The sequence below is a fragment of the Chamaesiphon polymorphus CCALA 037 genome (assembly GCF_003003845.1).
GTDB classification, from domain to species: Bacteria; Cyanobacteriota; Cyanobacteriia; order Cyanobacteriales; family Chamaesiphonaceae; genus Chamaesiphon; species Chamaesiphon polymorphus.
The window spans coordinates 1-24,309 of sequence record NZ_PVWO01000027.1 but is presented as its reverse complement, the minus strand read 5'-3'; the positions used below and the strand labels follow the sequence as shown (position 1 = coordinate 24,309).

The window sequence follows — 24,309 nt, the reverse complement described above, 5'->3', positions numbered from 1 at the left end:
CTCCCCCTCTGTCTTGTCTCGCTTTTCTCGTCGGGGAACCCGACGGGCGCGAGCCGCTCCCCCTCCCTAATCACCATGATCCAACAAGAAAGTTATTTAACCGTTGCGGATAATAGCGGTGCCCGTAAAATTATGTGCATTCGCGTCCTAGGTGCGGGTAATCGTACCTACGGCGGTGTCGGCGATACAATTATCGCTGTCGTCAAAGATGCCACTCCCAACATGGCAGTCAAAAAATCTGAAGTAGTTCGTGCCGTGATCGTGCGTACCAAACATACTATGCGCCGTGAAAGTGGCATGAGTATCCGGTTTGACGATAATGCTGCCGTTATAGTCAATGCTGAAGGCAATCCCAGAGGCACTCGCGTTTTCGGCCCTGTCGCTCGCGAACTCCGCGACAAAAGCTTCACCAAAATCGTTTCCCTGGCTCCAGAGGTACTCTAAAAAATGGCAAGACAGAAACCCAAAGTTAAGCATCGGATGCACGTCAAGAAGGGCGACACCGTTCAAGTTATCTCCGGTAGTGATAAAGGTAAAATCGGTGAAGTGCTTCAATCCTTCCCCGAACTGAGCAAGGTGGTCGTTAAAGGCGTCAGTATTCGCACCAAGCATATCAAGCCCGTACAAGAAGGCGAATCCGGTCGGATCGATACTGCTGAATCGCCCATTCATAGCTCTAAAGTTATGCTCTATTCGACCAAGCAAAACGTAGCTAGTCGGATCGGTTACACCGTAAATGCTGAAGGCAAAAAGGTACGGATCTTAAAGAAAACTGGCGAAATTATCGACTAGTTAATTGTCAGTTCTAATTTTATCGACGATCGATCGTCGCAGATTATTCTCCTGACCAAGCCCAGGAACCTAAATAAACCAATATCATGGCGCAACAACTTAAAACTAAGTATCAACAGGAAATTACACCCAAGCTAATGGAGCAATTTGGTTATACCAATGTGCTGCAAGTGCCCAAGGTGATTAAAATTACCGTCAATCGGGGATTAGGTGAAGCAGCGACTAATGCGAAAGCTCTCGAATCTTCGATCGCCGAAATTGCTAAGATTACTGGACAAAAACCCGTCGTTACCCGCGCTAAAAAAGCGATCGCGGGTTTTAAAATCCGTGCCGGGATGCCCGTCGGCGTCATGGTGACCCTACGTGGAGATCGGATGTATGCCTTCCTCGACAGATTTATCAACCTGACTCTCCCCCGGATTCGGGACTTCCGAGGCATCAGCCCCAAAAGCTTTGACGGTCGCGGCAACTACAGTATCGGGATTCGCGAACAACTGATCTTCCCCGAAATTGAGTACGACCAAATCGACCAAATTCGCGGGATGGATATCTCGATTATTACTACAGCCGACAACGACGAAGCTGGACGCGCACTCTTAAAAGAAATGGGAATGCCCTTCCGCGCCAGTTAACCTCTCCAGGCAACAGCAGCAATCGTGGTATGGATCGATGGAGAGCAATAGCTCACCGCTATTCACTATCCACTTTCCACTATTCACTATTCACTAATTTTCACCCTTAACAACAAATGGCGGCACACGATACCATCTCAGACATGCTGACTCGCATTCGGAATGCGAGCATCGTCAAACATCAAACCACCAACCTGCCAGCAACCAAACTCACTCGCAGCATTGCCACTGTCCTCAGACAAGAAGGCTATGTCGGTGAGTATGAAGAGACAGGCGAAGGGGTTGACAAAAAATTAGTTCTCACATTGAGATACAAAGGCAAAAATCGCCAACCGATTATCACTGCACTCAAACGCGTGAGTAAGCCCGGTCTGCGCGTCTATTCCAACCATAAAGACTTACCGAAAGTACTCGGCGGAATCGGTATTGCCGTAATTTCTACTTCTAGTGGGATTATGACCGATCGCGAGGCTCGCAAACAAGGCTTGGGTGGCGAAGTTCTCTGTTACGTCTGGTAATCGAGGCGCAACCAGCAGTAAGTAAAAATCGACCTGCGATTTTTCAGAAATTAGTAACTTTATATGTACTAAATCTTGCTCCCCTGGCTCAAATATTCATCTTTGCATACGCGTCCCGTATCGCAATTTCATTGACAAGGAGTAAATAATTAATATGTCTAGAATTGGTAAACGTCCAATTCCTTTACCTGCCAAAGTGACTGTCACGCTCGACGGTCAATCGGTTGTGGTTAAAGGCCCCAAAGGCGAACTTTCTCGCGTACTTCCATCTGGTGTAGTCGTCGTCATGGAAGGCGACACCATCGTGGTCAATCGGGCAAATGAATCCCGTCCCGCGCGCCAACAACATGGCTTGTGCCGGACGCTGGTTGCCAACATGGTTGAAGGTGTTTCCACTGGATTCCAAAAGAAACTCGAAATCCAAGGGGTCGGTTATCGGGCAGCGGTCGATGGTAGAATTCTGACTCTCAACGTCGGTTACAGTCTACCCGTTAAAATCGACCCACCCGCCGGAATTACGATCGAAGTTCCTAAAGAAAAGAATACTAGTGTCACCATTAGTGGCATTGACAAAGAATTAGTCGGCAATACTGCTGCCAAAATCCGCGATGTTCGCCCACCAGAAGTTTACAAAGGTAAGGGAATTCGCTACGAAGGTGAAGTTGTCCGCCGGAAAGCTGGTAAATCTGGGAAGAAATAGAACATAACATGAAATTAACTCGTAAAGAAGCAGTTCAACGCCGTCACCGTCGCGTTCGTAAAGGTGTCCAAGGTTCTGCAGAGCGTCCCCGCTTGGCAGTCTTTAGATCCCTCCAACATATTTATGCCCAAGTAATCGACGATACCGAGCAACATACCCTAGTTGCCGCGTCTAGCCTCGAACCCGAACTCAAATCCAAATTGAGCACTGGTGGTAATATTGATGCAGCCACAGAAGTTGGCAAACTTATTGCCGAACGTGCCAAAGCTAAAGGAATCGAGCTAGTAGTATTCGATCGAGGTGGTAATCTCTATCATGGTCGCGTCCAAGCTCTCGCCGATGCCGCTCGTGAAGCTGGCTTGAATTTCTAACCTATAAATTCCAAATATCAGATTATGGCACAAGAACAACAAGAACGACGTGGTGGCGGTAGCGGCGGCGAACAGCGTCGCGGCAGCGGCGGTAAAGGCGGTGGCAAAGGCGGCAAAGGTAAAAAAGAAGAAAAGGAAATTACCTACCAAGAACGGGTGATCCAAATCCGTCGGGTCAGTAAAGTAGTTAAAGGTGGTAAAAAACTCAGCTTTCGCGCCATTGTCGTCATCGGCAATGAGAAAGGTGAAGTTGGCGTTGGCGTGGGTAAAGCCAGCGACGTTATCGGCGCAGTCCGTAAAGGCGTAGCCGATGGTAAAAAACACCTAATTACCATTCCCTTAACTAAATCTAATACAATTCCCCATCCGATCGTCGGTGGTGGTGGCGGTGCTAACGTGATGATGCGTCCAGCCGCTCCTGGTACTGGGGTAATTGCAGGTGGAGCCGTCCGCACGGTCTTAGAACTCGCAGGTGTCAAAAACATCCTCGCCAAACAACTCGGTTCTGGCAACCCCTTAAATAATGCTCGCGCCGCAGTCAACGCTCTTAAAACTCTTCGCAGCTTCAACCAAGTTGCTGAAGATCGTGGCGTGACTGTTGCCGATTTATTTGCATAACAGGTGTTAGGTGTAGGTTGGGTAGAACGAATGTGAAACCCAACATCCACGCAATCAATTATTGAGTGTTGGGTTTCGCATTACGCTCTACCCAACCTACAACTTACAACTCCCAACTCCCAACTCCCAACTCTCATGAGATTAATAGATCTAAAACCCAAAGCGGGTTCCAAACATCGCAAACGCCGCGTCGGACGTGGTATTGCTGCCGGACAAGGTGCCAGCGGTGGTTTCGGGATGCGGGGTCAAAAATCCCGTTCCGGTCGTCCTACCCGTCCTGGATTTGAAGGCGGTCAAATGCCTCTGTATCGTCGTTTGCCTAAATTAAAACATTTCCCGCTGATTAATCAGAAGGAATATACCGTAATTAACGTGCGTAGACTATCAGAATTGCCTGCAAATAGTGAAGTTACTTTAGAGTCATTAACGGCAGCAGGAATTGTTACTACCAATGATGGCCCTCTGAAACTATTGGGTGACGGCGAACTAACCGTTGCTCTCAACTGTAAAGCCGCAGCTTTTACAACTGGAGCGCGTACCAAAATTGAAGCCGCTGGCGGAAGTTGCGAAATTGTCTAAGATGTTTTCATCTGATGAATTGTCGCCAACAAAAAATTAGATGGACTCCAGCATTGCCTTTCTACCATTGGCGATGCTGGATTCTTTTTTTAATCCCCAGAATTAACTGGAAAATTGTATACTTAAGTTCATAATGGTAACAGTTCTTTATATTTGAGCTTTGAAATTACATAAATTTGCCGAGGTATGTTAAATGGACGCAAGTAGAGAAAAGGCACCATCTGCCCAAGAGACATTCGTGCAGATGGCGCAAGCGGCAGGTTTGAGAGGTCGAATTTTAGTGACTCTCGGATTGCTGATTTTGGCGCGGTTCGGTACATTCATTCCGGTACCGGGGATCGATCGAGTAGCCTTCGCAGAAAGTATTAAAAATAGCCCAACAATCGGCTTTTTAGATATTTTCTCAGGGGGTGCATTTTCCACAGTTGGGGTATTTGCGTTAGGCATCATTCCTTATATTAATGCCTCGATTATCATTCAGTTACTGACGACGGCTTTACCAGCACTAGAAAAACTTCAGAAAGAAGAAGGTGAAGCCGGACGGCGCAAGATTTCCCAAATCACTCGTTATGTCGCCGTCGGTTGGGGAATTGCTTATAGTATCGGGATTGCTCTGTGGCTGCAAAAATATGCCCTACCAGGACATCAAACTACTTTCTTCGTAGTCAGTACGGTGATGGCTTTAACGGCTGGTTCGATGTTTGTCATGTGGATCTCAGAACTAATTACCGAACGTGGGATCGGTAACGGTGCTTCACTATTGATTTTCCTCAACATTGTGGCTGTATTACCCAAATCCTTGGGCGATACGATCGATCTGGCTCAGAGTGGCGATAGCTCGATTTTGACACGGACGGTCGCACTGTTGGCAGTCTTTATTTTGATGACAGTAGGCATCGTATTCGTCCAAGAGGGAACTCGCCGGATTCCGATTATCTCTGCTCGTCGTCAAGTCGGACGCAGAATCCAACGCGAACGTACCAGTTATCTCCCATTGCGACTCAACCAAGGTGGGGTAATGCCAATTATTTTTGCATCCTCAGTCTTAGTCTTGCCTAGCGCGTTAGCATCCTTTGCTGGTAAAAATGTCGGTGCTGATGGTAACCTCGACCCAATCAGCCAATTGGTGATTAATGCTGCTAATTTCCTCGCACCAGGGACGGCAGCACATGTGGCATTTTATGTGGTCTTAATTGTCTTCTTTAGCTATTTCTACAGTTCGCTAGTCGTGAACCCTGTCGATATGGCACAGAATCTCAAGAAAATGGGTGCAAGTATTCCCGGTATTCGTCCTGGGGTAGCCACGAGTAAATACATTGAAGGAATTCTCGCTCGGTTGACACTACTGGGTGCGATCTTTTTGGGAATCGTTGCTACCGTACCAACTGCGATCGAAAGTGCGCTCGGAGTCAGTACCTTCAGAGGTTTCGGTGCTACATCCCTCTTGATTTTAGTCAGCGTTGCCATCGACACTGCCAAACAAGTCCAAACCCTCGTGATCTCGCAACGGTACGAAGGGATGGTCAACAGTAAGGATTAGTGGATAGTGAGTAGTGGATAGTGGATAGCGATTAATTCTAAATAATTCGTCCACTTTCCATACTACTTACACCCCACTATTCACTATTCACTATTCACTATTCACTTCCATGACTAGACTCATTTTTCTCGGTGCCCCCGGTGCGGGTAAAGGCACCCAAGCGCAGATCCTCGCGCAATCGTGTGGAATTGCCCATATTTCTACAGGTGATATTTTACGCGCCGAAGTTAAAGAACAGACGGATTTAGGCGTTAAGGCTAAATCTTATATGGATAAGGGCGAACTCGTCCCCGATTCGCTGCTGCTAGATATGATTCGCGGACGATTGAACCAAGATGATGCCAGCACGGGTTGGATTTTAGATGGTTTTCCGCGCAATGTCGCTCAAGCAGAATTTCTCGATCGATTACTGGCAGAAATCGGTCAAAGTTACGATCTGGCGATCGATCTGAGCGTACCGCAATCGGTATTAGTTGCAAGATTGCTCGATCGAGCCAAGATTCAAAATCGTCCCGATGACACCGAGGATGTGATTCGCAGGCGGTTGGTAGTGTATGAAGAGCAAACTGCACCACTGATCGATTTCTACCAGCACAAAGGCGTTTTACGCAGCGTTGACGGCGATCGAGACTTGGCCACAGTTACCGAGGAACTAGAAAAGTTAGTTAACTAAAGGCTTCAAGATTACAGCGTCTCCGCCAATCTCCTCGCCCCTGTTAAACTAGAAGTAGACGTTGAAAATCGATCGAGCTACCCGCCGTTCGACTTTCGACTAAATTTAATCGTCCTATTTGAGGTAAATATTACTTGTCTAAACAAGATTTGATTGAAATGGAGGGCACGGTCACAGAGTCCTTGCCTAATGCCATGTTTCGAGTCGATCTAGATAATGGGTTTAACGTCTTAGCCCACATCTCTGGTAAAATTCGTCGCAACTATATTAAAATTCTTCCTGGCGATCGAGTCAAGGTCGAACTGACCCCTTACGATCTCAGTAAAGGGCGGATTACCTACCGACTGCGTAATAAAAAATAGTTATATTTTCCGCGCCATCCCCTAAATTTTAGTCCTTTCGCCATCTGGTGGATCGTCTCCAGCAAAATTGTCGTGCGATCGCTACTGACAATTATGTGAAAAATGTTATAATATTAAGCTTGCAGTGTTGACAAAATTGGCATGAAAGTCCGAGCGTCTGTCAAAAAGATTTGTGAAAAGTGCCGCGTTATTCGTCGGCGCGGTCGGGTTATGGTCATTTGTGCCAACCCGAAACATAAACAACGTCAAGGTTAGATGGCTAGTCCAAGTTGCTAGTTAGTCATTGACACCAACAACGTAGATTCGTAGATTAAATGGCGATCGAATGGAAACGATGGCATGGGCGAGTTGCACTAGTCCCAAACCAAACCTTTTCATCCCCTCGATCGCCTTCAGAGCAAAGTAAATTGGAGAAACAAGTGTGGCACGGATAGCAGGTGTAGACCTCCCCCGCGACAAACGCGTGGAGATCGGTCTGACATACATCTTTGGAATCGGTCTAACCCGCGCCAAAGAAGTATTAGCAAAAACGGGTGTAAATCCGGATACGCGAGTAAAAGATCTTTCAGAAGCTGATGTTGCCCTCCTGCGGGAGCGCGTCGAAGGCGACTATCAGATCGAAGGTGACTTACGTCGCTGGGAATCGATGAACATCAAGCGATTGATCGATATCGGCTCCTATCGGGGACGCAGACACCGCATGGGATTACCCGTTCGCGGACAGCGCACGCGCACAAACGCACGTACTCGTCGCGGTCGTCGCGCTACCGTCGCTGGGAAGAAAAAAGCTCCCGGTAAGAAATAACATGGTTCGATGGTTGTGGCAACCTAGCAATAGCCAATTGGCGATTAGTAACTCCCGTTCTTGTTTACCAGATTTAATGGTAGTCAGTCGGCTGGTTGCTCCTCGCCAATTAGCGTGTTTATAACTCTTGCCATAACTGGATATGGACGCATCTGGCAGCCGAAAGAATGAGCGGACGATTATACTACCGGACGCAACTTCGATCGCAGCCTTTCGCTCTTAGACACATCGAACTCGACCGCAGTGGATTAACATCGATTACCTCATTGATATTTTCTAAACATAGACCGACATGGCTCGACAACCTAGTAAAAAGACTGGCCCTAAAAAGCAGAAGCGCAACGTTCCTAACGGAGTAGCTTACATCCAGTCAACATTCAACAACACGATCGTCACTATTTCTGATGCTAATGGCGATTGTATCTCCTGGGCTTCTAGTGGCTCTAGTGGATTCAAAGGCGCGAAAAAAGGTACTCCCTTTGCCGCTCAGACAGCCGCAGAAAGTGCTGGCAAGCGGGCGATGGATCAAGGAATGCGGCAGCTTGAAGTGATGGTCAGCGGGCCTGGAGCGGGTCGTGAAACTGCGATTCGTGCGCTCCAAGGTGCGGGGTTAGAAATTACCCTAATCCGCGATGTCACTCCAATTCCTCACAATGGCTGCCGTCCTCCAAAACGGCGGAGAGTTTAGATACAAATTGGAGTTTATGGGTGCGACTGTAGCCACTGGTGGCGACGACCGTACTTATGAATTGCAAATTGTTAGGTTAGAAAGGGATAGTATCGCTGCAAGGCGATCGTCTGTAAAAAGTTTAAATGTAAGTACAAACTGGGTAGGGAGGTCACTCTGTGGCGCAGTTTCAGATCGAGTGTGTCGAGTCTAAGACCGAGTCAAATCAAAGTCAATATAGTAAGTTTATTCTAGAACCGCTCGATCGAGGTCAAGGTACCACGATCGGTAACTCGCTTCGGCGCGTGTTGCTATCCAACTTAGAAGGGACGGCAATTACAGCAGTTAGAGTAGCTGGATTAATTAGAGACGAAAAAACTGGCGTCAAACCCGGTACGGTCAATCATGAGTTTGCCACCTTAGTCGGCGTCCGGCAGGATGTTTTAGAACTCCTGCTGAATATGAAAGAGGTCAAGCTCAAAAGTTACACCTCGCAGCCGCAAATCGGTCGCCTGAATGTAACTGGGCCTGCTGAAGTGACAACTGCCGATTTTGAGTTGCCTTCAGAAGTGGAAGTTGTCGATCCCAACCAATATGTAGCTACCGTCGCTGAGGGTGGCAAATTGGAAATGGAATTTCGGATCGAGCGCGGCAAAGGCTATCGCTCCGTAGACAAGTTTCGCGAACAAGGTCTGGCAATGGATTTACTCCAAATCGATGCTGTATTTATGCCTGTTATTCAGGTTAACTATAGTACCGAAGATGTGCGGATCGATGGCGCAGTCGAAAAAGATCGACTGATCCTCGAAATCTGGACTAATGGCAGCCTGACACCTCAAGAAGCATTGAGCGAATCCGCCAAAATTTTGGTAGACCTACTCAATCCGCTCAAGGACATCAGCTTGGAATCGTTCCAACCAGAATATCCAGACGAAGAAGATCCCTCCAACCAAATTCCGATCGAAGAGTTAAATCTCTCCGTTAGAGCCTACAACTGCTTGAAACGAGCGCAAATTAACTCAGTCTCCGATTTAATGGGTTACACCCAAGAAGACCTCTTAGAAATTAAGAACTTCGGCCTCAAATCGGCAGAGGAGGTGATAGAAGCACTGGAAAAGCGATTGGGGATCAAACTACCCCACGATAAATCAGTAAAAGTCTGAGGCATCGGGGGCACAAGACTAGCAACTCGGCACGATGTTTGTCTTGATCGAGACCATTTTACCCCAGTTGCTCGTCCCACTCTTGCCCCAGGGTAGGGCGATCTCAACCACAAGTTCACACCAATTAAAATCAAGGAAAAAATACAATGCGTCATCGCTGCCGCGTGCCCAAACTGGGCAAGCCAGCCGACCAGCGGAAAGCACTGTTACGGTCTTTGACGACCGAACTCATCCGCCACGGTCGCATCACAACCACTCTGGTCAAGGCCAAAGCCCTGCGCCCAGAAGTTGAGAAAATGGTTACCCTAGCTAAATCTGGCACCCTTGCCGCTCGTCGTCAAGCTCTAGGTTATATTTACGACCAAAACCTCGTCCACGCTTTATTTGAAGAAGCACCCGAACGTTATGGTAACCGCCAAGGTGGTTACACTCGCGTCGTCCGCACGGTACCGCGTCGGGGTGATAATGCCGAGATGGCCATCATCGAATTGATGTAGAGTGGCTCTAGTCAATCGCCACCTGTTATTTGTGACTCAATGGCTGCTAAAAACCACAAACTCATAACTAACAGTCCGAGCCAACGCGTCGCTTTAGTCATTCAATATTCAGGTACCCACCTGCTTGGCTGGCAAAAGCAACCGCAGGGCCGCACAGTCCAGTCCGAAATCGAACGCGCGATCGCCAAAGTTCTCGATCGATCGGTTAGTATCTACGGTGCTGGACGTACTGATAGTGGCGTTCATGCAGCGGCTCAAGTCGCCCACTTCGACAATCCGAGCGTGATTCCCGCCAATAGTTGGGCAGCAGTTCTCAACTCGCGGTTGCCCGATGATATTGTCATCCGTGCTTCTGCGCCAGTTGACGATCGCTGGCACGCACGCTTCTCCGCCAGCTACCGACGGTATCGATATACCATCTATACGGCAGCACAACCCAATTTGTTCGTGCGACCCTATAGTTGGCATTATTATCAACAACCGCTGGTTATCGAGCGAATGCAAGCCGCTGTAGCACCCATGTTGGGCACCCATCATCTCGCTGCTTTCCATCGGACGGATTCGGGTCGATCGCATTCTTGGGTGGATATTCAGGATGTCGGTTGTTACCAGTCGGGAGACTTCGTCCACATCGAAATTCAAGCCAATGGATTTTTGTATGGAATGGTACGCCTGTTGGTCGGACTGCTGATTCAAGTTGGAAATGGCGATTTATCGATCGCCGAATTCACTAAAATCTGGCAAACCGAACAACGATCGCAAGTCAGGCATTCGGCACCTGCTAAAGGTTTATGTTTGCTGCGAGTCGGGTATCCAGATTTTCCGTTCCCTAAGTCAGTCTGGTACGATACCCAACCGCAATTTTTATTGCCGACAGCTTAGGGATATTTATAAGTGTTGGGTTTGGCGATCGCTACCCAACCGCAATTTTCACCAGTCATAGCTACTCACTCATCGCTGTTGGGTGTCGCTATGCTCCCAACCTATAACTGATATTAAGATCGTGGAAAAAACCTACTTACCACCAACTAATAATACGGCTGATGCCAAGTGGTACATCATCGATGCCGCAGACCAACGCCTCGGTCGTCTAGCTAGCCAAATCGCCATGGTACTGCGTGGCAAAAATAAACCCACATTTACGCCCCACATCGACACTGGTGATTTCGTTATCGTGATCAACGCTGAGAAAGTCGTTGTCACTGGTAAAAAAAGCACCCAGAAAGTCTACAGAAGACATTCTGGTCGTCCCGGCGGGATGAAGACAGAGGTTTTCTCCAAACTGCAAGTGCGCATCCCAGAGCGGATTATCGAGCAAGCAGTTAAAGGAATGTTGCCTAAAAATTCGATGGGCAAACACCTATTCACCAAATTGAATGTCTACGCAGGTACCGCCCATCCTCATGCGGCTCAACAACCTGAAGTTCTAGTCATCAATACTACTCCTGGAGCATAATTATGGAAGCAACTCAACAACGAGCGGTATATTGGGGTACGGGTCGCCGTAAATCCTCGATCGCCCGCGTCCGTCTCGTCCCTGGTACTGGTAAACTAGTAGTCAACGGCAGAACTGGCGAAGACTATTTCAACTTTCAAAGTGGCTACATTTCCACAGCGAGATCGCCATTAGAAACTCTCGGCTTAGAAGGTGAGTATGATATCCTCGTTAATGCTCATGGTGGCGGTTTAACTGGACAATCTGATGCTGTTAAACTAGGTGTAGCACGCGCGTTGTGCGAACTCGATCCTAACAACCGCAAACCTCTGAAAGTTGAAGGTTACCTCACTCGCGACCCCCGTTGTGTCGAACGTAAAAAATACGGTCTGCACAAAGCTCGCAAAGCTCCTCAATACTCGAAACGTTAAATCTATTGTTGCTTGTTGTTTATTGCTAGTTAGTCTCACGCAATTGAATAAACAACAACCAGCAAAAGATCTGAAGATCGTCGGTTTATAGACGAACAGTTATTTAGAGCTTAAATTTACTTGTATTTAGCGGTAGTCACAACTACCTAACATCTAACACCTAATACCTACCCCCTAATTCAGATGGCAAAAGCTGATATTCATCCTACTTGGTACCCAGAAGCCAAAGTTTATTGCAACGGTGAAGTTGTGATGACTGTTGGTTCTACCCAACCAGAACTCCGCGTTGACGTGTGGTCTGGCAACCATCCCTTTTATACTGGAACTCAGAAGATTATCGATACCGAAGGTCGCGTCGATCGCTTCCTCAAAAAATATGGGATGTTGGACACTACTGCTCCAGCTCCCGAAGCTGCTGCTGACGACAAAAAATAGCTGCAATAATCTTAGAAACCTAGGGGTGCGATCGATCTTTTCGCGTCTCTGGGTTTTTCAATTTTAAAAAGTCCCCCAGTAAGGTCACTAGACAAAGGTTTGCTCGGTTTATATTTATAATACTATTCGAGGTTAGATCGTGGAGACTACAGAAATAATTAAATTGTTACCCACCCTATCGATCGAAGATCGATTAACAATTGCTAACATTGCATTGAATTCGATGACTATCAGAACGATCGGGAGCTGACTATTTTTACAAGTCTGGATACAGAAGATTTTTTAGAGTAATAATTGAATCCTGACTTGAGGCAGATAAATGTTAGGAGGTGAAGTATGGTTGTTGATGTCACTTTTGTAAGTTAGGGTGTAATTGTCGAAGATGGATTATATGGAACAGTTGGGGCAATTATCGGAAATTCCATAGTGGGATACACAATAATAGGATATATGGTGGGATACGCAGTAACAGGAGATGATGATGGTGTTGCTGCAAAAGCCTGTTGTGCGTAATTATACACTCTTGTATTTTTGTCTTTAATTGCCAGATTAGCTGTTGTTCTAAAATCGTTTCTCGCAAGACTATATGAACCATTTCTTCCATATAAGTACCCTCTATAAAGGTATGGATGCGGGTAATTTGGGGCGATTTTAATGGCAGTATTTACATCTGCAAAAGCCAGATTATCCTGATTCAGACTATAAAAGCACTGAGATCTAAGGAAATAGAGAAGAGCAGACTGAGGCCATTTTGCAATTGCGAGATTATAGTATGCGATCGCCTGTTTATAGTTTTTGGCATTATGATTTTTCACTGCTGCCTTAAAATCAGGGGAAACTGAAAATAATCTTTCACCTTCTGCTGCCATCTTTTGGGATGGAAGACCAGTGCCATATATTACACTCTGAGCGATCTTTTTGCTTCGTGGTGTATTCTTATCGTATTGATTGGCAAAGCTCTTAGACTTACTAACAGCAGGAAAAGTGGCAACTACCATTGCAGATATTAAGAGAAATGTGGAAAACTTATAAAAATGTTTCATACCTTTTCGATAATGATTATAATTCAGCGTGTGTGCCCGATATTTAGTACCGTAATCGGTGACATTTTTGGCGCGATAACGCGCCCGTTTACTTGAGGCGATCGTGTACTTTTTTCAGGTAAAGTCATCTTTCTGGCGGTATTTCAAAGTGCGCTGTGTCGATCGAATCGTCTTCATGAATCGTCTTCCACCACTGGACATAGTGATAGTTTGAGCAAAACCCGATCTCCATGCTCTCATGCTCGACCATGATTCCTTCCTGTGTCTGCCTGCCACAGACGCTGCATTCTACCGAGACGAGCACATAGGGTTCGTTGTTACCATTCCAGGGAATTCGCACATACCCCTCGAAGAGGCCACTTGCATAGATCCATCCCCTCGGAGCCTCACCGCAATTCAATTCCTCTGGGTGCTGAGTATGCCTGAAGTTCCGACAGTACGTCCAAAAAGGGTGAGTGATGTTCGCATCCCGTATGACACAATGAGATAACTCCCCGAAACGATCGTGCCGATCGGAGTGTGGGTGAACCATTTCTTGCACGGCTCGATTGTACGAGCAGTTTCCGCAGCAGTCCATTCCGCCATTGGGCATAACTGAGTTCCTATTTAAATATGTCTCTCAACGGTAATTGTCTGCTTTCAAGTGAGATAAGCATATTGGTGTTATTAAAATCGCTCCCGCGATTGCCAGTAAAGCATTCTCATTTGAACATTGACCTAACACTTTTAGCTCTGTAACACTCCGCGAGATAAAATATAACCCTAGCAGATGAGGTAGAACGTTTACAAGAACACCACTAGTAAGAATCCACAATAATTTAAAGATGTCGAACATTTTTACTATAATACCTGTCAATAGTGCAATCGACCGCAGTAATTGAGGAAGTTTGTAAATAATACAATTAAAATTGTACCTCAATAACGCCGCGAAACATTCGCATTCCACAACTAAAGGCATATTCATCTCATAGCAAATGCACATGTTTAGTAACCAAGAACAGATACAAGTAAAGAGAATGCAAGGGCGATATTGAACTCTAACTTTAATCTTGTTGATTAGTTAACCTTTATCATTTATTCGTATGCGCTTATTCATTCTTTATCACTTTTATCACTTCTAGCGACCTAACTATCGATCTCTAACCCCTAGTGTTGGGTTGAGCAAGGCTCAACCCAACCTACACTCTTTTAAATTTTCTTTGGTGCGTTACGTTTGTGCGATAACACACCATACTCTCTACCCTCTAGACTCATGGCAGAATCATATTTACTCGATAAACTCAAATCCGTCGAACAAACATTTCACGAACTCACCCGCAAACTTGGCGATCCAGATATTGCCAGAGATGCCAGTGAAATGCAACGGATTGGCAAAGCTCGTGCCGCACTCGAAGAAGTTGTCGAAACCTTCGACAAATGGAAACAAACTCAAGAAGATTTAGTCGGAGCCAGAGAGATTGTCAAAGAGTCGGGAAACGATCTCGAACTCCAAGCAATGGCAACTCTAGAAGCTGGAGAACTCGAAGCCCAAAGCGAAGAACTCGAACGCAAACTCAAGGTTTTACTATTACCAAAAGATCCTAACGATGATAAAAATATCATGTTAGAAATTCGGGCTGGTACTGGTGGCGACGAAGCGGGAATTTGGGCGGGGGACTTGGTGCGGATGTATTCGCGCTATGCCGAAACTCAACACTGGAAAGTCAAGCTCGTCAGCGAAACATTGGCAGAAATGGGCGGCTTTAAAGAAGCCGTTCTAGAAATCCAGGGCGAACAGGTATACAGTCAACTCAAGTTTGAAGCTGGCGTCCATCGCGTACAACGGGTACCTCTAACTGAATCTGGCGGACGCGTACATACATCTACCGCGACGGTGGCAATTATGCCCGAAGTCGATGAAGTCGAGATCTACATCGATCCTAAGGATATCGAAATGAGTACCGCTCGATCGGGTGGTGCTGGCGGACAAAACGTCAACAAGGTAGAAACGGCGGCGGATTTATTCCACAAACCGACGGGAATTCGGATCTTCTGTACCGAAGAACGTTCTCAGCGGCAGAATAAAGAACGCGCGATGCAAATCTTGCGGGCGAAGTTGTACGATATCAAGCTGCGGGAACAGCAAGAGGAAGTAACTTCGATGCGACGTTCGCAAGTCGGAACGGGTTCTCGATCGGAAAAAATCCGTACTTATAACTATAAGGATAACCGCGCCACGGATCATCGCTTAGGCCAAAATTTTGGTCTGGAGCAGGTGTTATCTGGCGATCTGGAGAATGTCATCCAAAGTTGTATTTCACAGGATCAACAGGAGCGTTTAGCCGAGCTAGCAGCTTCTACTGGTGGCTAAATCACACACATTTGGGATAAAGATAGTTGCTCCGTTCTGGCACCGCCCTGAACTATAAGTTCGGGCTAATAGCAAAAGTCCACTGAAGTGGACTGGCAGAAATCTTTCAGTCCACTTCAGTGGACTTTTACTATTAGCCCCCGCTTGGTGCAACACATGCGGAGGGAACCTCCGCGTGGTTGCATCCGCAAATTCATTTGAGGGCGGTTCCGAAACGAAGCTAACAATATTAGAATGCTGTTACTCTCATTCTATGAGTTTATTCTAATTGTAAGATTCTCGATCTCGATCGATCTCTAAAAATTCATGAACATATTACGCGGAGATCTGATTGAATTAGCCAAAGCAGGAACCTTTGATGTCATTATTCATGGCTGCAATTGTCAATGTCGAATGGGGAGGGGCATTGCTCTAACCATCAAACAGCAGTTTCCTGAAGCCTACGCCGCAGATTGTCAGACAACGATCGCAGATCGCACCAAGCTGGGTACTTTTACTTCTGTAGATATCGTTGGCAACGCCTCTCCATTCCTACGGAACGCTACGCGAACGGAGAATCGAGATGGGTTTAATTTTACGATCGTCAATGGCTATACCCAATTCCATTGGCAAGGAGATGGTGTTTTAGCTGACTATGATGCAATTAGATCGGTATTTCGAGGGGTTAAACAAAAATTTGCAGGCAAACGAATTGGGTACCCAAAAATTGGTGCAGGTTTGGCTAAAGGTGATTGGGAGATAATTGCTAAGATTATCGAATCAGAATTAGCAGGCGAAAATCATACCTATGTGGAATTTATGAGTCAGAATCAGCAGCTAATTGTGTAGGTTGGATTTCGGGACTCAACCCAGCAACCATAAATACCGCTGGCTAAAGTTATTAGGTTTCGCTTTACCTCCGGTAGGCTTCGGTAACGCGCAACCCAACCGATACAGGGCTACCACTTAACCAAAAAGTATTGTATCTCGATCGCATTATAAAATATGCTAGATCCACATCTATTACAACAACTGAGATCGATCGAGCAAAATTATGACGAACTTATAGCCAAACTCCAGTCCCCAGTCGATCTAAGCTATGAAGATTTGCTACGAACACATCAATCTATTACCAATCTTGAAGAAACTGTAAATAAATTTAGGCTTTGGAAGCAAATTCAAATAGATTCGATCGAGATAGAACAGCTTTTTCGAGATTCAGAAACCGATCGCGAACTTTACGATCTGGCAAATATTGAAGTTTTGAATCTTAAGCAAAAGAGCAAGGAATGCGAACGCGAACTTCAAATCCTGTTGTTGCCCAAAGATCCTCATGACGATCGAAATGTCATTTTGGAAGTTCAGGCACGTACGGGTGGCTATGAAGCTGAAATTTGGGCTAGCGACTTGGTGCGGATATATACCCACTATGCTGAAAATCAAAGCTGGAAAGTCAAGCTTGTTTATACAGTAGAGGGAGAAATAGCTGGTTTTAAAGTAGCTATGTTAGAAATAATAGGCGATCGAGTATACGGTCAACTAAAGTTTGAATCTGGCATTCATGAAGTACAACGTTATCCACTCACAGAATTGACAAATAAGAAGATGCTGACTTCGGCAGCAACGATCTCTGTGATGCCAGAAGTAAGCGAAGGAACGTTTTATATACCCGCAGAGGATCTAGAGATTAGTCATTATAATTATGGATTTCGAGGACATCCAAGACCTCGTGAAGTTTATGGATGCGATCTACACCATAAACCGACAGGCATCAGTATTTTATGTTATCAAGAACGTACACAACGGCAGAATAAAGAACGCGCACTCCAAATTATGCGGGCGAAGTTGTACGATCTAAAACTGCGAGAACAACAAGAAGAAGTAAATTTGATGCGTCGATCGCAAGTCGGAACTGGATCTCGATCGGAAAAAATCCGTACCTATAACTATAAGGATAACCGCGTCACCGACCATCGTTTAGGCCATAATTTCGGTCTAGCACAGGTGCTATTTGGCGATCTTGAGGAAGTCATCCAAAGTTGTATTTCCCAAGATCGACAGGAGCGATTGACGATGCTCTTTCCCGATCGACTGCCCTAACGAGTATGCTATCGTCAGATTGGGGACGATCGAGAGGTAAATATGCAGTTGAAACCTTGGCAGTGGGCTATTCTAGTATCGCCGATCGCGAGTGTCGTCATTTTCCTGCTGATTGCAGCGGGTACCAAAATTCATGAATGGGGATTGAATTGGATTTGGGCGGTATTTACGTTGCTGTTGGTGGGGTGGCGGTGGTTGTTGGTACGCTGGACGCAATCCTCGATCGGGAAAAGTGCCGATGTCATTGCCACAGCTAGTCGCGAACTCGAAGCGATAACGGCGAATGCGACGCCACTGACAGGAGATGCCGCCGAACGCGTCAGCGCAGTGCTGCAACAGGTAATTAATGAGTCGCAACTCGATCGACCGATTTGGGAAGATTGGACGACATTTTGGGCGCGGTGTCAGGAATTAATTGTCGCCATTGCTAAGATTTATCATCCCGAAGTTAAATATCCGCTGCTGAATATCTATGTTACCCAAGCTTATGGACTGATTCGGGGTACTACGGATGATATGGATGCCTGGATGCAGAAACTCGCACCCGCACTCGATCGCGTGACGATCGCCCAGACGTATGAAGCTTACGAGACTTATCAAAAATTAGCACCATCGGCGCAGAAACTTTTAAAAGTGTGGAACTGGGCGCAATGGGTACTCAATCCCGTCTCGGCGATCGCCAGAACGACCACTCAGCAGTCGGCTAATCAGGCCGATCGGCAGTTGTTGGTCAATTTGGGTCAATTGACTCGCGAAGCGGCCTTAACGAACCTCTGTCGTCAGGCTGTGGCTCTATATAGTGGCAAGATCCCAGCTTTACCAGCGATCGCGACTAAAGCTCCAGCAGCGGTAACGACTCAAACTCTGCGCGAGATTCTCGTCGCCGCTGAGCCGCAGGAACGCGTCGAGCAAAAACCGATCGATATTTTACTAGTCGGACGCACTGGTGCGGGTAAGAGTAGTCTGATTAATACCTTATTTGCGGCAGATTTAGCTGTTGTTGATGTCTTGCCGAGTACTGACAAGATTCAAAATTATCACTGGGAGAGTGCTAGTGGCGAGAGCCTGACGCTGTGGGATAGTCCCGGCTACGAGCAAGCCAGTCGGGAGGATTTACGCGATCGGGTATTAGAATATGCAGGTACTGCGGATTTACTTTTATTAGTTACTCCCGCGCTCGATCCGGCGTTACAGATGGATCGGGATTTTTTGCAGGAGTTAAAGCAAACGGCTCCAGATTTACCAGTTATTACGATCGTGACTCAAGTCGATCGCGTGCGTCCGGTGCGGGAGTGGACGCCAACCTATGATTGGCAATGGGGGACGCGTCCTAAAGAAGTCGCCATTCGCGAAGCGACGACTTATCGGAGTGAGTTTTTGGCTGAGTATTGCGATCTGGTTTTGCCTGTAGTTAATAGTAGCAACGAGCGATCGGCGTGGGGTTTAGATACCTTATCGTTGGCTTTGCTGGAAAAGATCGAGCCGAGCAAACAAATTCGGTTGGCACGCTTTTTAAGCAATCTGGATGCGCGGATTGTGGCGGCGGCGCAAATTATCGATCGCTATAGTCTCCAGATGACGACGACGCAGGGACTCACCCAACTGCTCAAAAGTCCGGTGCTAGAATTTATCTCGACGATGACGACTGGCTCTCCCGCGCTGGCGCAATTACTCGCCGCGCAAATTCCCGTCGAACAGTTGCCTGTGGTCGTCGGCAAGTTACAAATGGCCTACGATCTGCACTCGCTCTTGAATACCAGCCCAAATAAAGCGATTAAATTCGACTTGTTATCGCTCTGGCCGTTATTACTAAATAACTCTGCCGCTCCCAATCTCAATGCCTATGCTTTCGGTCATGCACTCGTGGAATATTGGACGCGATCGCTAAGTACAGAGCAATTTCAGGAGCGATTTGAGTACTATTTGCAGGCTAATAACCGATCGACAATCTAGCGATTTAGCTGTGACTCATCCTCTATTCGGGCGATCGATAGTTCGATCGGTAAATTTTTGCGCCAGCTAAAACCTATTCATAGCAAGCATTTCAACAATATTTTGAAATAATCTCGATTTTATTTAGCAAGATATCTGGAAAGTGAATCCATCGATATGTAGATATTGGTACGAACGCAAAAGACACAACACAAACACACAGTTAACACCTCGAAAACACAGATTAAAGTTTAAATTAAATCTCGAAGTTTCCGAAATTAACTCACTAATATTTGTTGTCTTGAGTGTAAGTAAACACTAAAACATCACTACTTAAATAGGAATACTCAGCTCATGAACTTCAAATCTATCCTCGTTCTCGGTTTAGGCGTTGCTACACTTGGTCTGACTCTTCCCGCTCATGCTGATACTGCAAACTCCAACACCAGCAAACAAACCACTGTCATTACTGGCGACAAAAACGTCGTCAACCAACGCAACACTTCCGTCATTCGCAATACTGGCATCGGTCGTCCGACTTTTGAGAACACTGGTAGCAGCAATGATAACTCCCAAGGCGTCGATATTTTTGGCAATCGCAACCGCGTCGATCAAAAGAACGACAGCAACATCAACAACGTTCGCTACAACCCCCGCCGCTACTAAGATTTGACTGTGGTTGTCACTTCACTTCACTGACAACCGCCAATCTGGCAATGTTTGATTCGACTTTAGTTAATTAATTCACTACTCAACAACAGGAATACTCAGCTCATGAACTTCAAATCTATCCTCGTTCTCGGTTTAGGCGTCGCTACATTAGGTCTGACTCTTCCCGCTCATGCCGATACTGCTAGTTCCAACACCAGCAAACAAACCACTGTCATTACTGGCGACAAAAACGTTGTCAACCAACGCAACACTTCCGTCATTCGCAATACTGGCATCGGTCGTCCGACTTTTGAAGCCACTGGTAGCAGCAATGATAACGCTCAAGGTGTCGATATTTTCGGCAATCGCAACCGTGTCGATCAACAGAATAACAGCAACATTAACAACGTTCGCATCAACCCTCGCCGCTAATCAGATTTGACTGCGGTTGTCAGCGGAGTTACGCGGCAACCGTCCAGCCGACCATATTTAATTCTACTTTCGTCGATCGATTCACTCACTCATACAATAGGAATACTCAGCTCATGAACTTCAAATCTATCCTCGTTCTCGGTTTAGGCGTTGCTACATTAGGTCTGACTCTTCCCGCTCATGCCGATACTGCTAGCTCCAACACTAGCAAACAAACCACTGTTATTACTGGCGACAAAAACGTTGTCAACCAACGCAACACTTCCGTCATTCGCAATACTGGCATCGGTCGTTCGACTTTTGAAAACACTGGCAGCAGCAATGATAACTCCCAAGGTGTGGATATTTTTGGTAACCGCAACCGTGTCGATCAAAAGAACGACAGCAACATCAACAACGTTCGCTACAACCCCCGCCGCTACTAAGATTTGACTGCGGCAATCGGTTTTAAATCTAAATTTGTTTAATAACTCTTTCTAACTCAAATCGCTCATTTACTAATTTACGTAAATGAGCGATTTGACTTTGTTCGGATTTTCCGATCGATCTCCAGCCGTCAGCGTGAGTTCCTTCAAGGTTTATTCAGCACCCAATACACTCACCAGCAGAGCTTTCTGAGCGTGCATCCGATTTTCCGCTTGATCCCAAACTCTCGATCTTGCACCTTCAAGAACATCATCGGTAATTTCTTCACCCCGATGGGCGGGGAGACAGTGCAACACGATCGAGTTAGGATCGGCAAGGGTCAACAGTTCTTGATTGACCTGATAGGGCGCAAATACGGGCATCCGGGCATCTGATTCGGTCTCTTGACCCATACTCGCCCACACATCGGTATAGACGACTTGTGCCCCCGCTGCGGCTTCTTGAGGCGATCGAGTGATAACAACTTGCGTACCTTGGCTAGTGGCGATCGATCTAGCCCGATCGATAATCTGCGGATCGGGTGTAAAATTAGCCGGACAGGCGATCGAAATATCCATGCCTACCGTCGCACAGCCCAGCATCAGCGAGTGTGCCATATTATTGCCATCGCCTAAGTAAGCCAGTTTCAAACCTGCCAACTGTCCGAAACATTCCTGAACTGTTTGTAAATCGGCTAACACCTGACAGGGATGCTCTAAATCTGTCAGGGCGTTAATTATAGGCATCTGGGCATATTTAGCAAAAGTCTCTACATCCATCTGCTCGAAGGTGCGAATTGCCAAGACATCTAAATAGCGATCTAATACCCTTGCCGTGTCCGCTAATGGCTCCCCACGACCGATTTGCATCGCTCCAATATTCAGATCGATGACTTGTCCGCCGATCTGACTCATTGCTGCAAAAAAGCTCACTCGCGTCCGCGTCGAAGCTTTGTAAAATAACAGTCCTAGTGTTTTACGACAGTTGGGTTTAATCTTGCCTTGTTTGAGGTCTGCGGCCAGTTGGAGGAGGGCGAGTGTCTCATCGGCACTCAAATCAGTCATGCTCAATAAATCTCGACCCTTTAAACCACTCATGCGATCGACCCTTAAACAACTAGTATTTTAATCAAACAGGGAAAGAATTAATCTTAGCATATGAGTTCGTTGACAGCGGAATATCAGTTTGATTCGCGACAATTTAGCTAAAATTCACACTCGATAGACTACTCATGCAACAACCTGTTGACTAAATTCGAGTACCATTTGGCGCGCCCAAATATCGGCAGCTAAAATATCATCTAAACTAGGTGTTAATGTAAAATCGGTGCGATGTTTGTCGCAGACTTTTTCGATGACTTTAGGAATATCTAGGAAATGAATTTTTTCGGCTAGAAATAGTGCCACCGCTTGCTCGTTAGCGGCATTTAACACCGCTGGCATAGAGCCGCCAGCACGTCCGGCGGCATAGGCTAATTCGATACAAGGATATTTAACTCGATCGGGTGCTCTAAATGTCAGATCGCCAGCTTTAACGAGATCGAATTTCTCCCAGTTGGTAGGGATGCGCTCTGGCCAGGACATGGCATATAGTAAGGGCAGGCGCATATCCGGCCAACCTAATTGTGCCAGGACGGATGTATCTTGGACTTCGATCAGGGAGTGGATGATACTTTGCGGGTGGACGACGATCTCGATATCGTCATAATCCAATCCAAATAAATAATGCGCCTCAATTACCTCTAAACCCTTGTTCATCAGGGTCGCGGAGTCGATCGTGATTTTTTGTCCCATCGACCAATTGGGGTGCTTGAGCGCATCAGCAATGGTGACTGAGGCTAATTTTTCGGCGGGGAGATCGCGGAAGGCACCACCGGAAGCTGTCAGGATAATCCGGCGCAAGCCACCAGCCGGAACGCCTTGCAAGCATTGGAAAATGGCGGAATGTTCGGAGTCGGCGGGGAGTAATTTGACCCCATGTTTCTCGACCAAGGGTAGCACGACAGGGCCGCCTGCAATCAGGGTTTCTTTATTTGCTAGGGCGATATCTTTGCCTGCGGTAATGGCGGCAATTGTCGGTAGGAGTCCAGCGCAACCGACGATCCCCGTGACGACACTTTGAGCGTCGCCATAACCAGCAACTTCGATCGTGCCTTGCGAGCCAGCGACGATAATCGGACGATAATCTAAATCTGAAAGCGCGTCTTTTAACTCAGTTAACTTGGCTTCATTTTCAATCGCCACAATTTCAGGACGAAACTGGCGCACTTGCCGAGCTAATATCTCGACATTGCTACCCGCAGCCAATCCGACAATCCGAAATTTATCGGGGTTATGTTCGACAATATCTAGGGTTTGAGTCCCGATCGAGCCAGTAGAGCCGAGTAAAGTAATCGCTTTCACAATTTATGTTGCCGATCTTTTAAAGAGTTATCTAATCTCTATCATTTTACGGCGTTCGGGGATCGATCGATTAAATTAGGCTTTAGGTTTTGCGGATGAAATCACGCGGAGGTCTCCTCCGCATGTGTTTCACCAAGCAAGGTTTTAGGTTTTAGGTGGATAGTTTTGAATCTTTGCGGCAAGTCTCTTAGCTAGAAAGGGACTCGCCGATTGCAGGTGGGTGTAAATTTCGATCGCTTCCTCCCGATAGCGGCGGATCTTGGCTGAATCCCAATGGATGGGGGGTGGCTGAAGATTGGTAATGCGATCGGCTAATTTTACCATCCAAATTTCCCTCGGTTGGCGTTCGATCCGGTGCAAACTATCTAATAATTGTTGAGATTTCTCTAGCTCGGGATTTTTGCTCAAAGCCGCTACCCCATCGGCTACTCGGACGCCAAAAATTGTCGCAATTCGATCGTAGGTAGTATCGGTATCTTCGATCGTATCGTGCAGCAAGGCACATTGCACCGCCAAATCGCCGTCGTGCCCAGCTTCGGCACCGAGCGCGGCGAGAATTTCCATGCTTACAAGATTCAAGTGCAGTAGATATGGCAAGTCGGAGCCAGGGACGAGTTGTCCCAGGTGAGCTTGCGCGGCAAATTGACAAGCTTTGATATATAGTTCTCGATTCCAGCTAGATGTCACGATTGTCTTGCTTTTTAATTTACTCGTTCTACTACTCACGGTTCGCTCATTTTGGAGAGAGGTAGTCAAATTGGGTTAAAGTTTGACAATGAGCAAGCCTGTAACCTTAA

At 46.6% G+C, this 24,309-nt stretch carries 32 protein-coding genes; 27 read left to right on the top strand and 5 right to left on the bottom strand.

Features of this window, described 5'->3' with window-relative positions; all coding sequences use genetic code 11:
* The first annotated feature begins 75 nt into the window (after positions 1–75).
* The 20 genes from rplN to rpmE all read left to right on the top strand — a co-directional run bounded on the left by rplN (position 76) and on the right by rpmE (position 12,218).
* Entirely contained in the window at positions 76–444 is a 369-nt protein-coding gene (rplN, locus tag C7B77_RS03925; protein WP_106300522.1) for a 50S ribosomal protein L14, read from the top strand.
* A 3-nt stretch (positions 445–447) separates the two neighbouring features.
* Positions 448–792 (top strand): 50S ribosomal protein L24, encoded by a 345-nt coding sequence (rplX, locus tag C7B77_RS03920; protein ID WP_106300520.1) that lies wholly within the window; start codon positions 448–450, stop codon positions 790–792.
* Between the two features lie 86 nt (positions 793–878).
* The gene (gene rplE, locus C7B77_RS03915; RefSeq protein ID WP_106300518.1) at positions 879–1,424 is read left to right on the top strand and encodes a 50S ribosomal protein L5; all 546 of its coding nucleotides are present in this window, start codon (positions 879–881) and stop codon (positions 1,422–1,424) included.
* 116 nt (positions 1,425–1,540) lie between these two features.
* A complete protein-coding gene (rpsH, locus tag C7B77_RS03910; protein WP_106300516.1) occupies positions 1,541–1,942 on the top strand; it encodes a 30S ribosomal protein S8 in 402 nt (133 codons plus the stop codon).
* 154 nt (positions 1,943–2,096) lie between these two features.
* Positions 2,097–2,642, top strand: a complete 546-nt coding sequence (gene rplF, locus C7B77_RS03905; protein ID WP_106300514.1) for a 50S ribosomal protein L6 — start codon at positions 2,097–2,099, stop codon at positions 2,640–2,642.
* 8 nt (positions 2,643–2,650) lie between these two features.
* Entirely contained in the window at positions 2,651–3,013 is a 363-nt protein-coding gene (gene rplR / locus C7B77_RS03900; protein WP_106300512.1) for a 50S ribosomal protein L18, read from the top strand.
* Between the two features lie 24 nt (positions 3,014–3,037).
* Positions 3,038–3,631: a 30S ribosomal protein S5 gene (gene rpsE, locus C7B77_RS03895; protein ID WP_245894041.1), complete on the top strand. Its 594-nt coding sequence runs from the start codon at positions 3,038–3,040 to the stop codon at positions 3,629–3,631.
* Positions 3,632–3,766: 135 nt separating this feature from the next.
* Positions 3,767–4,210, top strand: coding sequence for a 50S ribosomal protein L15 (gene rplO, locus C7B77_RS03890; protein WP_106300510.1), 444 nt, complete (start codon positions 3,767–3,769; stop codon positions 4,208–4,210).
* Positions 4,211–4,403: 193 nt separating this feature from the next.
* Positions 4,404–5,750, top strand: coding sequence for a preprotein translocase subunit SecY (gene secY, locus C7B77_RS03885; protein WP_106300508.1), 1,347 nt, complete (start codon positions 4,404–4,406; stop codon positions 5,748–5,750).
* 109 nt (positions 5,751–5,859) lie between these two features.
* A complete protein-coding gene (locus tag C7B77_RS03880; RefSeq protein ID WP_106300506.1) occupies positions 5,860–6,423 on the top strand; it encodes an adenylate kinase in 564 nt (187 codons plus the stop codon).
* A 134-nt stretch (positions 6,424–6,557) separates the two neighbouring features.
* A complete protein-coding gene (infA, locus tag C7B77_RS03875; RefSeq protein ID WP_041548398.1) occupies positions 6,558–6,785 on the top strand; it encodes a translation initiation factor IF-1 in 228 nt (75 codons plus the stop codon).
* Positions 6,786–6,926: 141 nt separating this feature from the next.
* The gene (gene rpmJ / locus C7B77_RS03870) at positions 6,927–7,040 is read left to right on the top strand and encodes a 50S ribosomal protein L36 (RefSeq protein WP_015161734.1); all 114 of its coding nucleotides are present in this window, start codon (positions 6,927–6,929) and stop codon (positions 7,038–7,040) included.
* A gap of 166 nt (positions 7,041–7,206) precedes the next feature.
* Complete coding sequence (gene rpsM / locus C7B77_RS03865) at positions 7,207–7,590, top strand: 30S ribosomal protein S13 (RefSeq protein ID WP_015161735.1); 384 nt, start codon at positions 7,207–7,209, stop codon at positions 7,588–7,590.
* A 292-nt stretch (positions 7,591–7,882) separates the two neighbouring features.
* Positions 7,883–8,278, top strand: coding sequence for a 30S ribosomal protein S11 (rpsK, locus tag C7B77_RS03860; protein ID WP_015161736.1), 396 nt, complete (start codon positions 7,883–7,885; stop codon positions 8,276–8,278).
* A gap of 158 nt (positions 8,279–8,436) precedes the next feature.
* Positions 8,437–9,420, top strand: a complete 984-nt coding sequence (locus C7B77_RS03855) for a DNA-directed RNA polymerase subunit alpha (RefSeq protein WP_106300504.1) — start codon at positions 8,437–8,439, stop codon at positions 9,418–9,420.
* Positions 9,421–9,566: 146 nt separating this feature from the next.
* Positions 9,567–9,917 carry a 50S ribosomal protein L17 gene (gene rplQ, locus C7B77_RS03850; protein ID WP_106300502.1) on the top strand — a complete coding sequence of 117 codons (351 nt, stop codon included), beginning with the start codon at positions 9,567–9,569 and terminating at the stop codon, positions 9,915–9,917.
* 39 nt (positions 9,918–9,956) lie between these two features.
* Positions 9,957–10,799, top strand: a complete 843-nt coding sequence (truA, locus tag C7B77_RS03845; RefSeq protein ID WP_106300500.1) for a tRNA pseudouridine(38-40) synthase TruA — start codon at positions 9,957–9,959, stop codon at positions 10,797–10,799.
* Between the two features lie 121 nt (positions 10,800–10,920).
* Positions 10,921–11,373, top strand: a complete 453-nt coding sequence (gene rplM / locus C7B77_RS03840) for a 50S ribosomal protein L13 (protein ID WP_106300498.1) — start codon at positions 10,921–10,923, stop codon at positions 11,371–11,373.
* A gap of 2 nt (positions 11,374–11,375) precedes the next feature.
* On the top strand, positions 11,376–11,783 hold the full coding sequence (gene rpsI / locus C7B77_RS03835; RefSeq protein ID WP_106300496.1) for a 30S ribosomal protein S9: 408 nt from the start codon (positions 11,376–11,378) through the stop codon (positions 11,781–11,783).
* A 183-nt stretch (positions 11,784–11,966) separates the two neighbouring features.
* The gene (gene rpmE / locus C7B77_RS03830; protein WP_106300494.1) at positions 11,967–12,218 is read left to right on the top strand and encodes a 50S ribosomal protein L31; all 252 of its coding nucleotides are present in this window, start codon (positions 11,967–11,969) and stop codon (positions 12,216–12,218) included.
* A gap of 362 nt (positions 12,219–12,580) precedes the next feature.
* Here the strand turns inward: rpmE and C7B77_RS03825 are convergent, their stop codons facing one another.
* Both C7B77_RS03825 and C7B77_RS03820 read right to left on the bottom strand, forming a co-directional pair.
* Complete coding sequence (locus C7B77_RS03825; protein WP_146138173.1) at positions 12,581–13,261, bottom strand: tetratricopeptide repeat protein; 681 nt, start codon at positions 13,259–13,261, stop codon at positions 12,581–12,583.
* Between the two features lie 124 nt (positions 13,262–13,385).
* Complete coding sequence (locus C7B77_RS03820; RefSeq protein WP_146138172.1) at positions 13,386–13,853, bottom strand: hypothetical protein; 468 nt, start codon at positions 13,851–13,853, stop codon at positions 13,386–13,388.
* 660 nt (positions 13,854–14,513) lie between these two features.
* Between C7B77_RS03820 and prfA the strand changes: the two genes are divergently transcribed.
* From prfA to C7B77_RS03785, 7 genes are all read left to right on the top strand, one after another.
* Complete coding sequence (gene prfA / locus C7B77_RS03815) at positions 14,514–15,611, top strand: peptide chain release factor 1 (RefSeq protein ID WP_106300488.1); 1,098 nt, start codon at positions 14,514–14,516, stop codon at positions 15,609–15,611.
* Between the two features lie 306 nt (positions 15,612–15,917).
* Complete coding sequence (locus tag C7B77_RS03810) at positions 15,918–16,439, top strand: macro domain-containing protein (RefSeq protein ID WP_106300486.1); 522 nt, start codon at positions 15,918–15,920, stop codon at positions 16,437–16,439.
* Positions 16,440–16,595: 156 nt separating this feature from the next.
* Positions 16,596–17,690, top strand: coding sequence for a PCRF domain-containing protein (locus C7B77_RS03805; protein WP_106300484.1), 1,095 nt, complete (start codon positions 16,596–16,598; stop codon positions 17,688–17,690).
* 42 nt (positions 17,691–17,732) lie between these two features.
* Positions 17,733–19,643: a GTPase family protein gene (locus C7B77_RS03800; protein ID WP_106300482.1), complete on the top strand. Its 1,911-nt coding sequence runs from the start codon at positions 17,733–17,735 to the stop codon at positions 19,641–19,643.
* Positions 19,644–19,976: 333 nt separating this feature from the next.
* Complete coding sequence (locus C7B77_RS03795) at positions 19,977–20,288, top strand: hypothetical protein (protein ID WP_106300480.1); 312 nt, start codon at positions 19,977–19,979, stop codon at positions 20,286–20,288.
* Positions 20,289–20,396: 108 nt separating this feature from the next.
* The gene (locus C7B77_RS03790) at positions 20,397–20,705 is read left to right on the top strand and encodes a hypothetical protein (protein ID WP_106300478.1); all 309 of its coding nucleotides are present in this window, start codon (positions 20,397–20,399) and stop codon (positions 20,703–20,705) included.
* Positions 20,706–20,818: 113 nt separating this feature from the next.
* On the top strand, positions 20,819–21,130 hold the full coding sequence (locus tag C7B77_RS03785; protein ID WP_106300476.1) for a hypothetical protein: 312 nt from the start codon (positions 20,819–20,821) through the stop codon (positions 21,128–21,130).
* Positions 21,131–21,283: 153 nt separating this feature from the next.
* On the opposite strand, the gene argF is transcribed toward C7B77_RS03785, so the two are convergent.
* The 3 genes from argF to C7B77_RS03770 form a co-directional block, all read right to left on the bottom strand.
* Positions 21,284–22,207 (bottom strand): ornithine carbamoyltransferase, encoded by a 924-nt coding sequence (argF, locus tag C7B77_RS03780; RefSeq protein ID WP_106300474.1) that lies wholly within the window; start codon positions 22,205–22,207, stop codon positions 21,284–21,286.
* A 132-nt stretch (positions 22,208–22,339) separates the two neighbouring features.
* A complete protein-coding gene (gene dxr / locus C7B77_RS03775; protein ID WP_106300472.1) occupies positions 22,340–23,512 on the bottom strand; it encodes a 1-deoxy-D-xylulose-5-phosphate reductoisomerase in 1,173 nt (390 codons plus the stop codon).
* Between the two features lie 144 nt (positions 23,513–23,656).
* A complete protein-coding gene (locus C7B77_RS03770) occupies positions 23,657–24,199 on the bottom strand; it encodes an HD domain-containing protein (RefSeq protein ID WP_106300524.1) in 543 nt (180 codons plus the stop codon).
* Between the last annotated feature and the right edge of the window lie 110 nt (positions 24,200–24,309).

Excerpts from the sequence above, each read along its gene's own strand:
- rplE (WP_106300518.1), top strand. The coding sequence starts at position 879 with ATGGCGCAACAACTTAAAACTAAGTATCAACAGGAAATTACACCCAAG.
- rplQ (WP_106300502.1), top strand. The coding sequence starts at position 9,567 with ATGCGTCATCGCTGCCGCGTGCCCAAACTGGGCAAGCCAGCCGACCAG.
- rpmJ (WP_015161734.1), top strand. The coding sequence starts at position 6,927 with ATGAAAGTCCGAGCGTCTGTCAAAAAGATTTGTGAAAAGTGCCGCGTT.
- rplO (WP_106300510.1), top strand. The coding sequence starts at position 3,767 with ATGAGATTAATAGATCTAAAACCCAAAGCGGGTTCCAAACATCGCAAA.
- C7B77_RS03880 (WP_106300506.1), top strand. The coding sequence starts at position 5,860 with ATGACTAGACTCATTTTTCTCGGTGCCCCCGGTGCGGGTAAAGGCACC.
- rpsI (WP_106300496.1), top strand. The coding sequence starts at position 11,376 with ATGGAAGCAACTCAACAACGAGCGGTATATTGGGGTACGGGTCGCCGT.
- C7B77_RS03810 (WP_106300486.1), top strand. The coding sequence starts at position 15,918 with ATGAACATATTACGCGGAGATCTGATTGAATTAGCCAAAGCAGGAACC.
- rpsH (WP_106300516.1), top strand. The coding sequence starts at position 1,541 with ATGGCGGCACACGATACCATCTCAGACATGCTGACTCGCATTCGGAAT.
- C7B77_RS03805 (WP_106300484.1), top strand. The coding sequence starts at position 16,596 with ATGCTAGATCCACATCTATTACAACAACTGAGATCGATCGAGCAAAAT.
- rplR (WP_106300512.1), top strand. The coding sequence starts at position 2,651 with ATGAAATTAACTCGTAAAGAAGCAGTTCAACGCCGTCACCGTCGCGTT.
- argF (WP_106300474.1), bottom strand. The coding sequence starts at position 22,207 with ATGAGTGGTTTAAAGGGTCGAGATTTATTGAGCATGACTGATTTGAGT.
- C7B77_RS03785 (WP_106300476.1), top strand. The coding sequence starts at position 20,819 with ATGAACTTCAAATCTATCCTCGTTCTCGGTTTAGGCGTTGCTACATTA.
- C7B77_RS03795 (WP_106300480.1), top strand. The coding sequence starts at position 19,977 with ATGAACTTCAAATCTATCCTCGTTCTCGGTTTAGGCGTTGCTACACTT.
- rplN (WP_106300522.1), top strand. The coding sequence starts at position 76 with ATGATCCAACAAGAAAGTTATTTAACCGTTGCGGATAATAGCGGTGCC.
- rpsK (WP_015161736.1), top strand. The coding sequence starts at position 7,883 with ATGGCTCGACAACCTAGTAAAAAGACTGGCCCTAAAAAGCAGAAGCGC.
- secY (WP_106300508.1), top strand. The coding sequence starts at position 4,404 with ATGGACGCAAGTAGAGAAAAGGCACCATCTGCCCAAGAGACATTCGTG.
- rplX (WP_106300520.1), top strand. The coding sequence starts at position 448 with ATGGCAAGACAGAAACCCAAAGTTAAGCATCGGATGCACGTCAAGAAG.
- C7B77_RS03800 (WP_106300482.1), top strand. The coding sequence starts at position 17,733 with ATGCAGTTGAAACCTTGGCAGTGGGCTATTCTAGTATCGCCGATCGCG.
- rpsE (WP_245894041.1), top strand. The coding sequence starts at position 3,038 with ATGGCACAAGAACAACAAGAACGACGTGGTGGCGGTAGCGGCGGCGAA.
- C7B77_RS03790 (WP_106300478.1), top strand. The coding sequence starts at position 20,397 with ATGAACTTCAAATCTATCCTCGTTCTCGGTTTAGGCGTCGCTACATTA.
- truA (WP_106300500.1), top strand. The coding sequence starts at position 9,957 with ATGGCTGCTAAAAACCACAAACTCATAACTAACAGTCCGAGCCAACGC.
- C7B77_RS03820 (WP_146138172.1), bottom strand. The coding sequence starts at position 13,853 with ATGCCCAATGGCGGAATGGACTGCTGCGGAAACTGCTCGTACAATCGA.
- prfA (WP_106300488.1), top strand. The coding sequence starts at position 14,514 with ATGGCAGAATCATATTTACTCGATAAACTCAAATCCGTCGAACAAACA.
- rpmE (WP_106300494.1), top strand. The coding sequence starts at position 11,967 with ATGGCAAAAGCTGATATTCATCCTACTTGGTACCCAGAAGCCAAAGTT.
- C7B77_RS03825 (WP_146138173.1), bottom strand. The coding sequence starts at position 13,261 with ATGAAACATTTTTATAAGTTTTCCACATTTCTCTTAATATCTGCAATG.
- rplF (WP_106300514.1), top strand. The coding sequence starts at position 2,097 with ATGTCTAGAATTGGTAAACGTCCAATTCCTTTACCTGCCAAAGTGACT.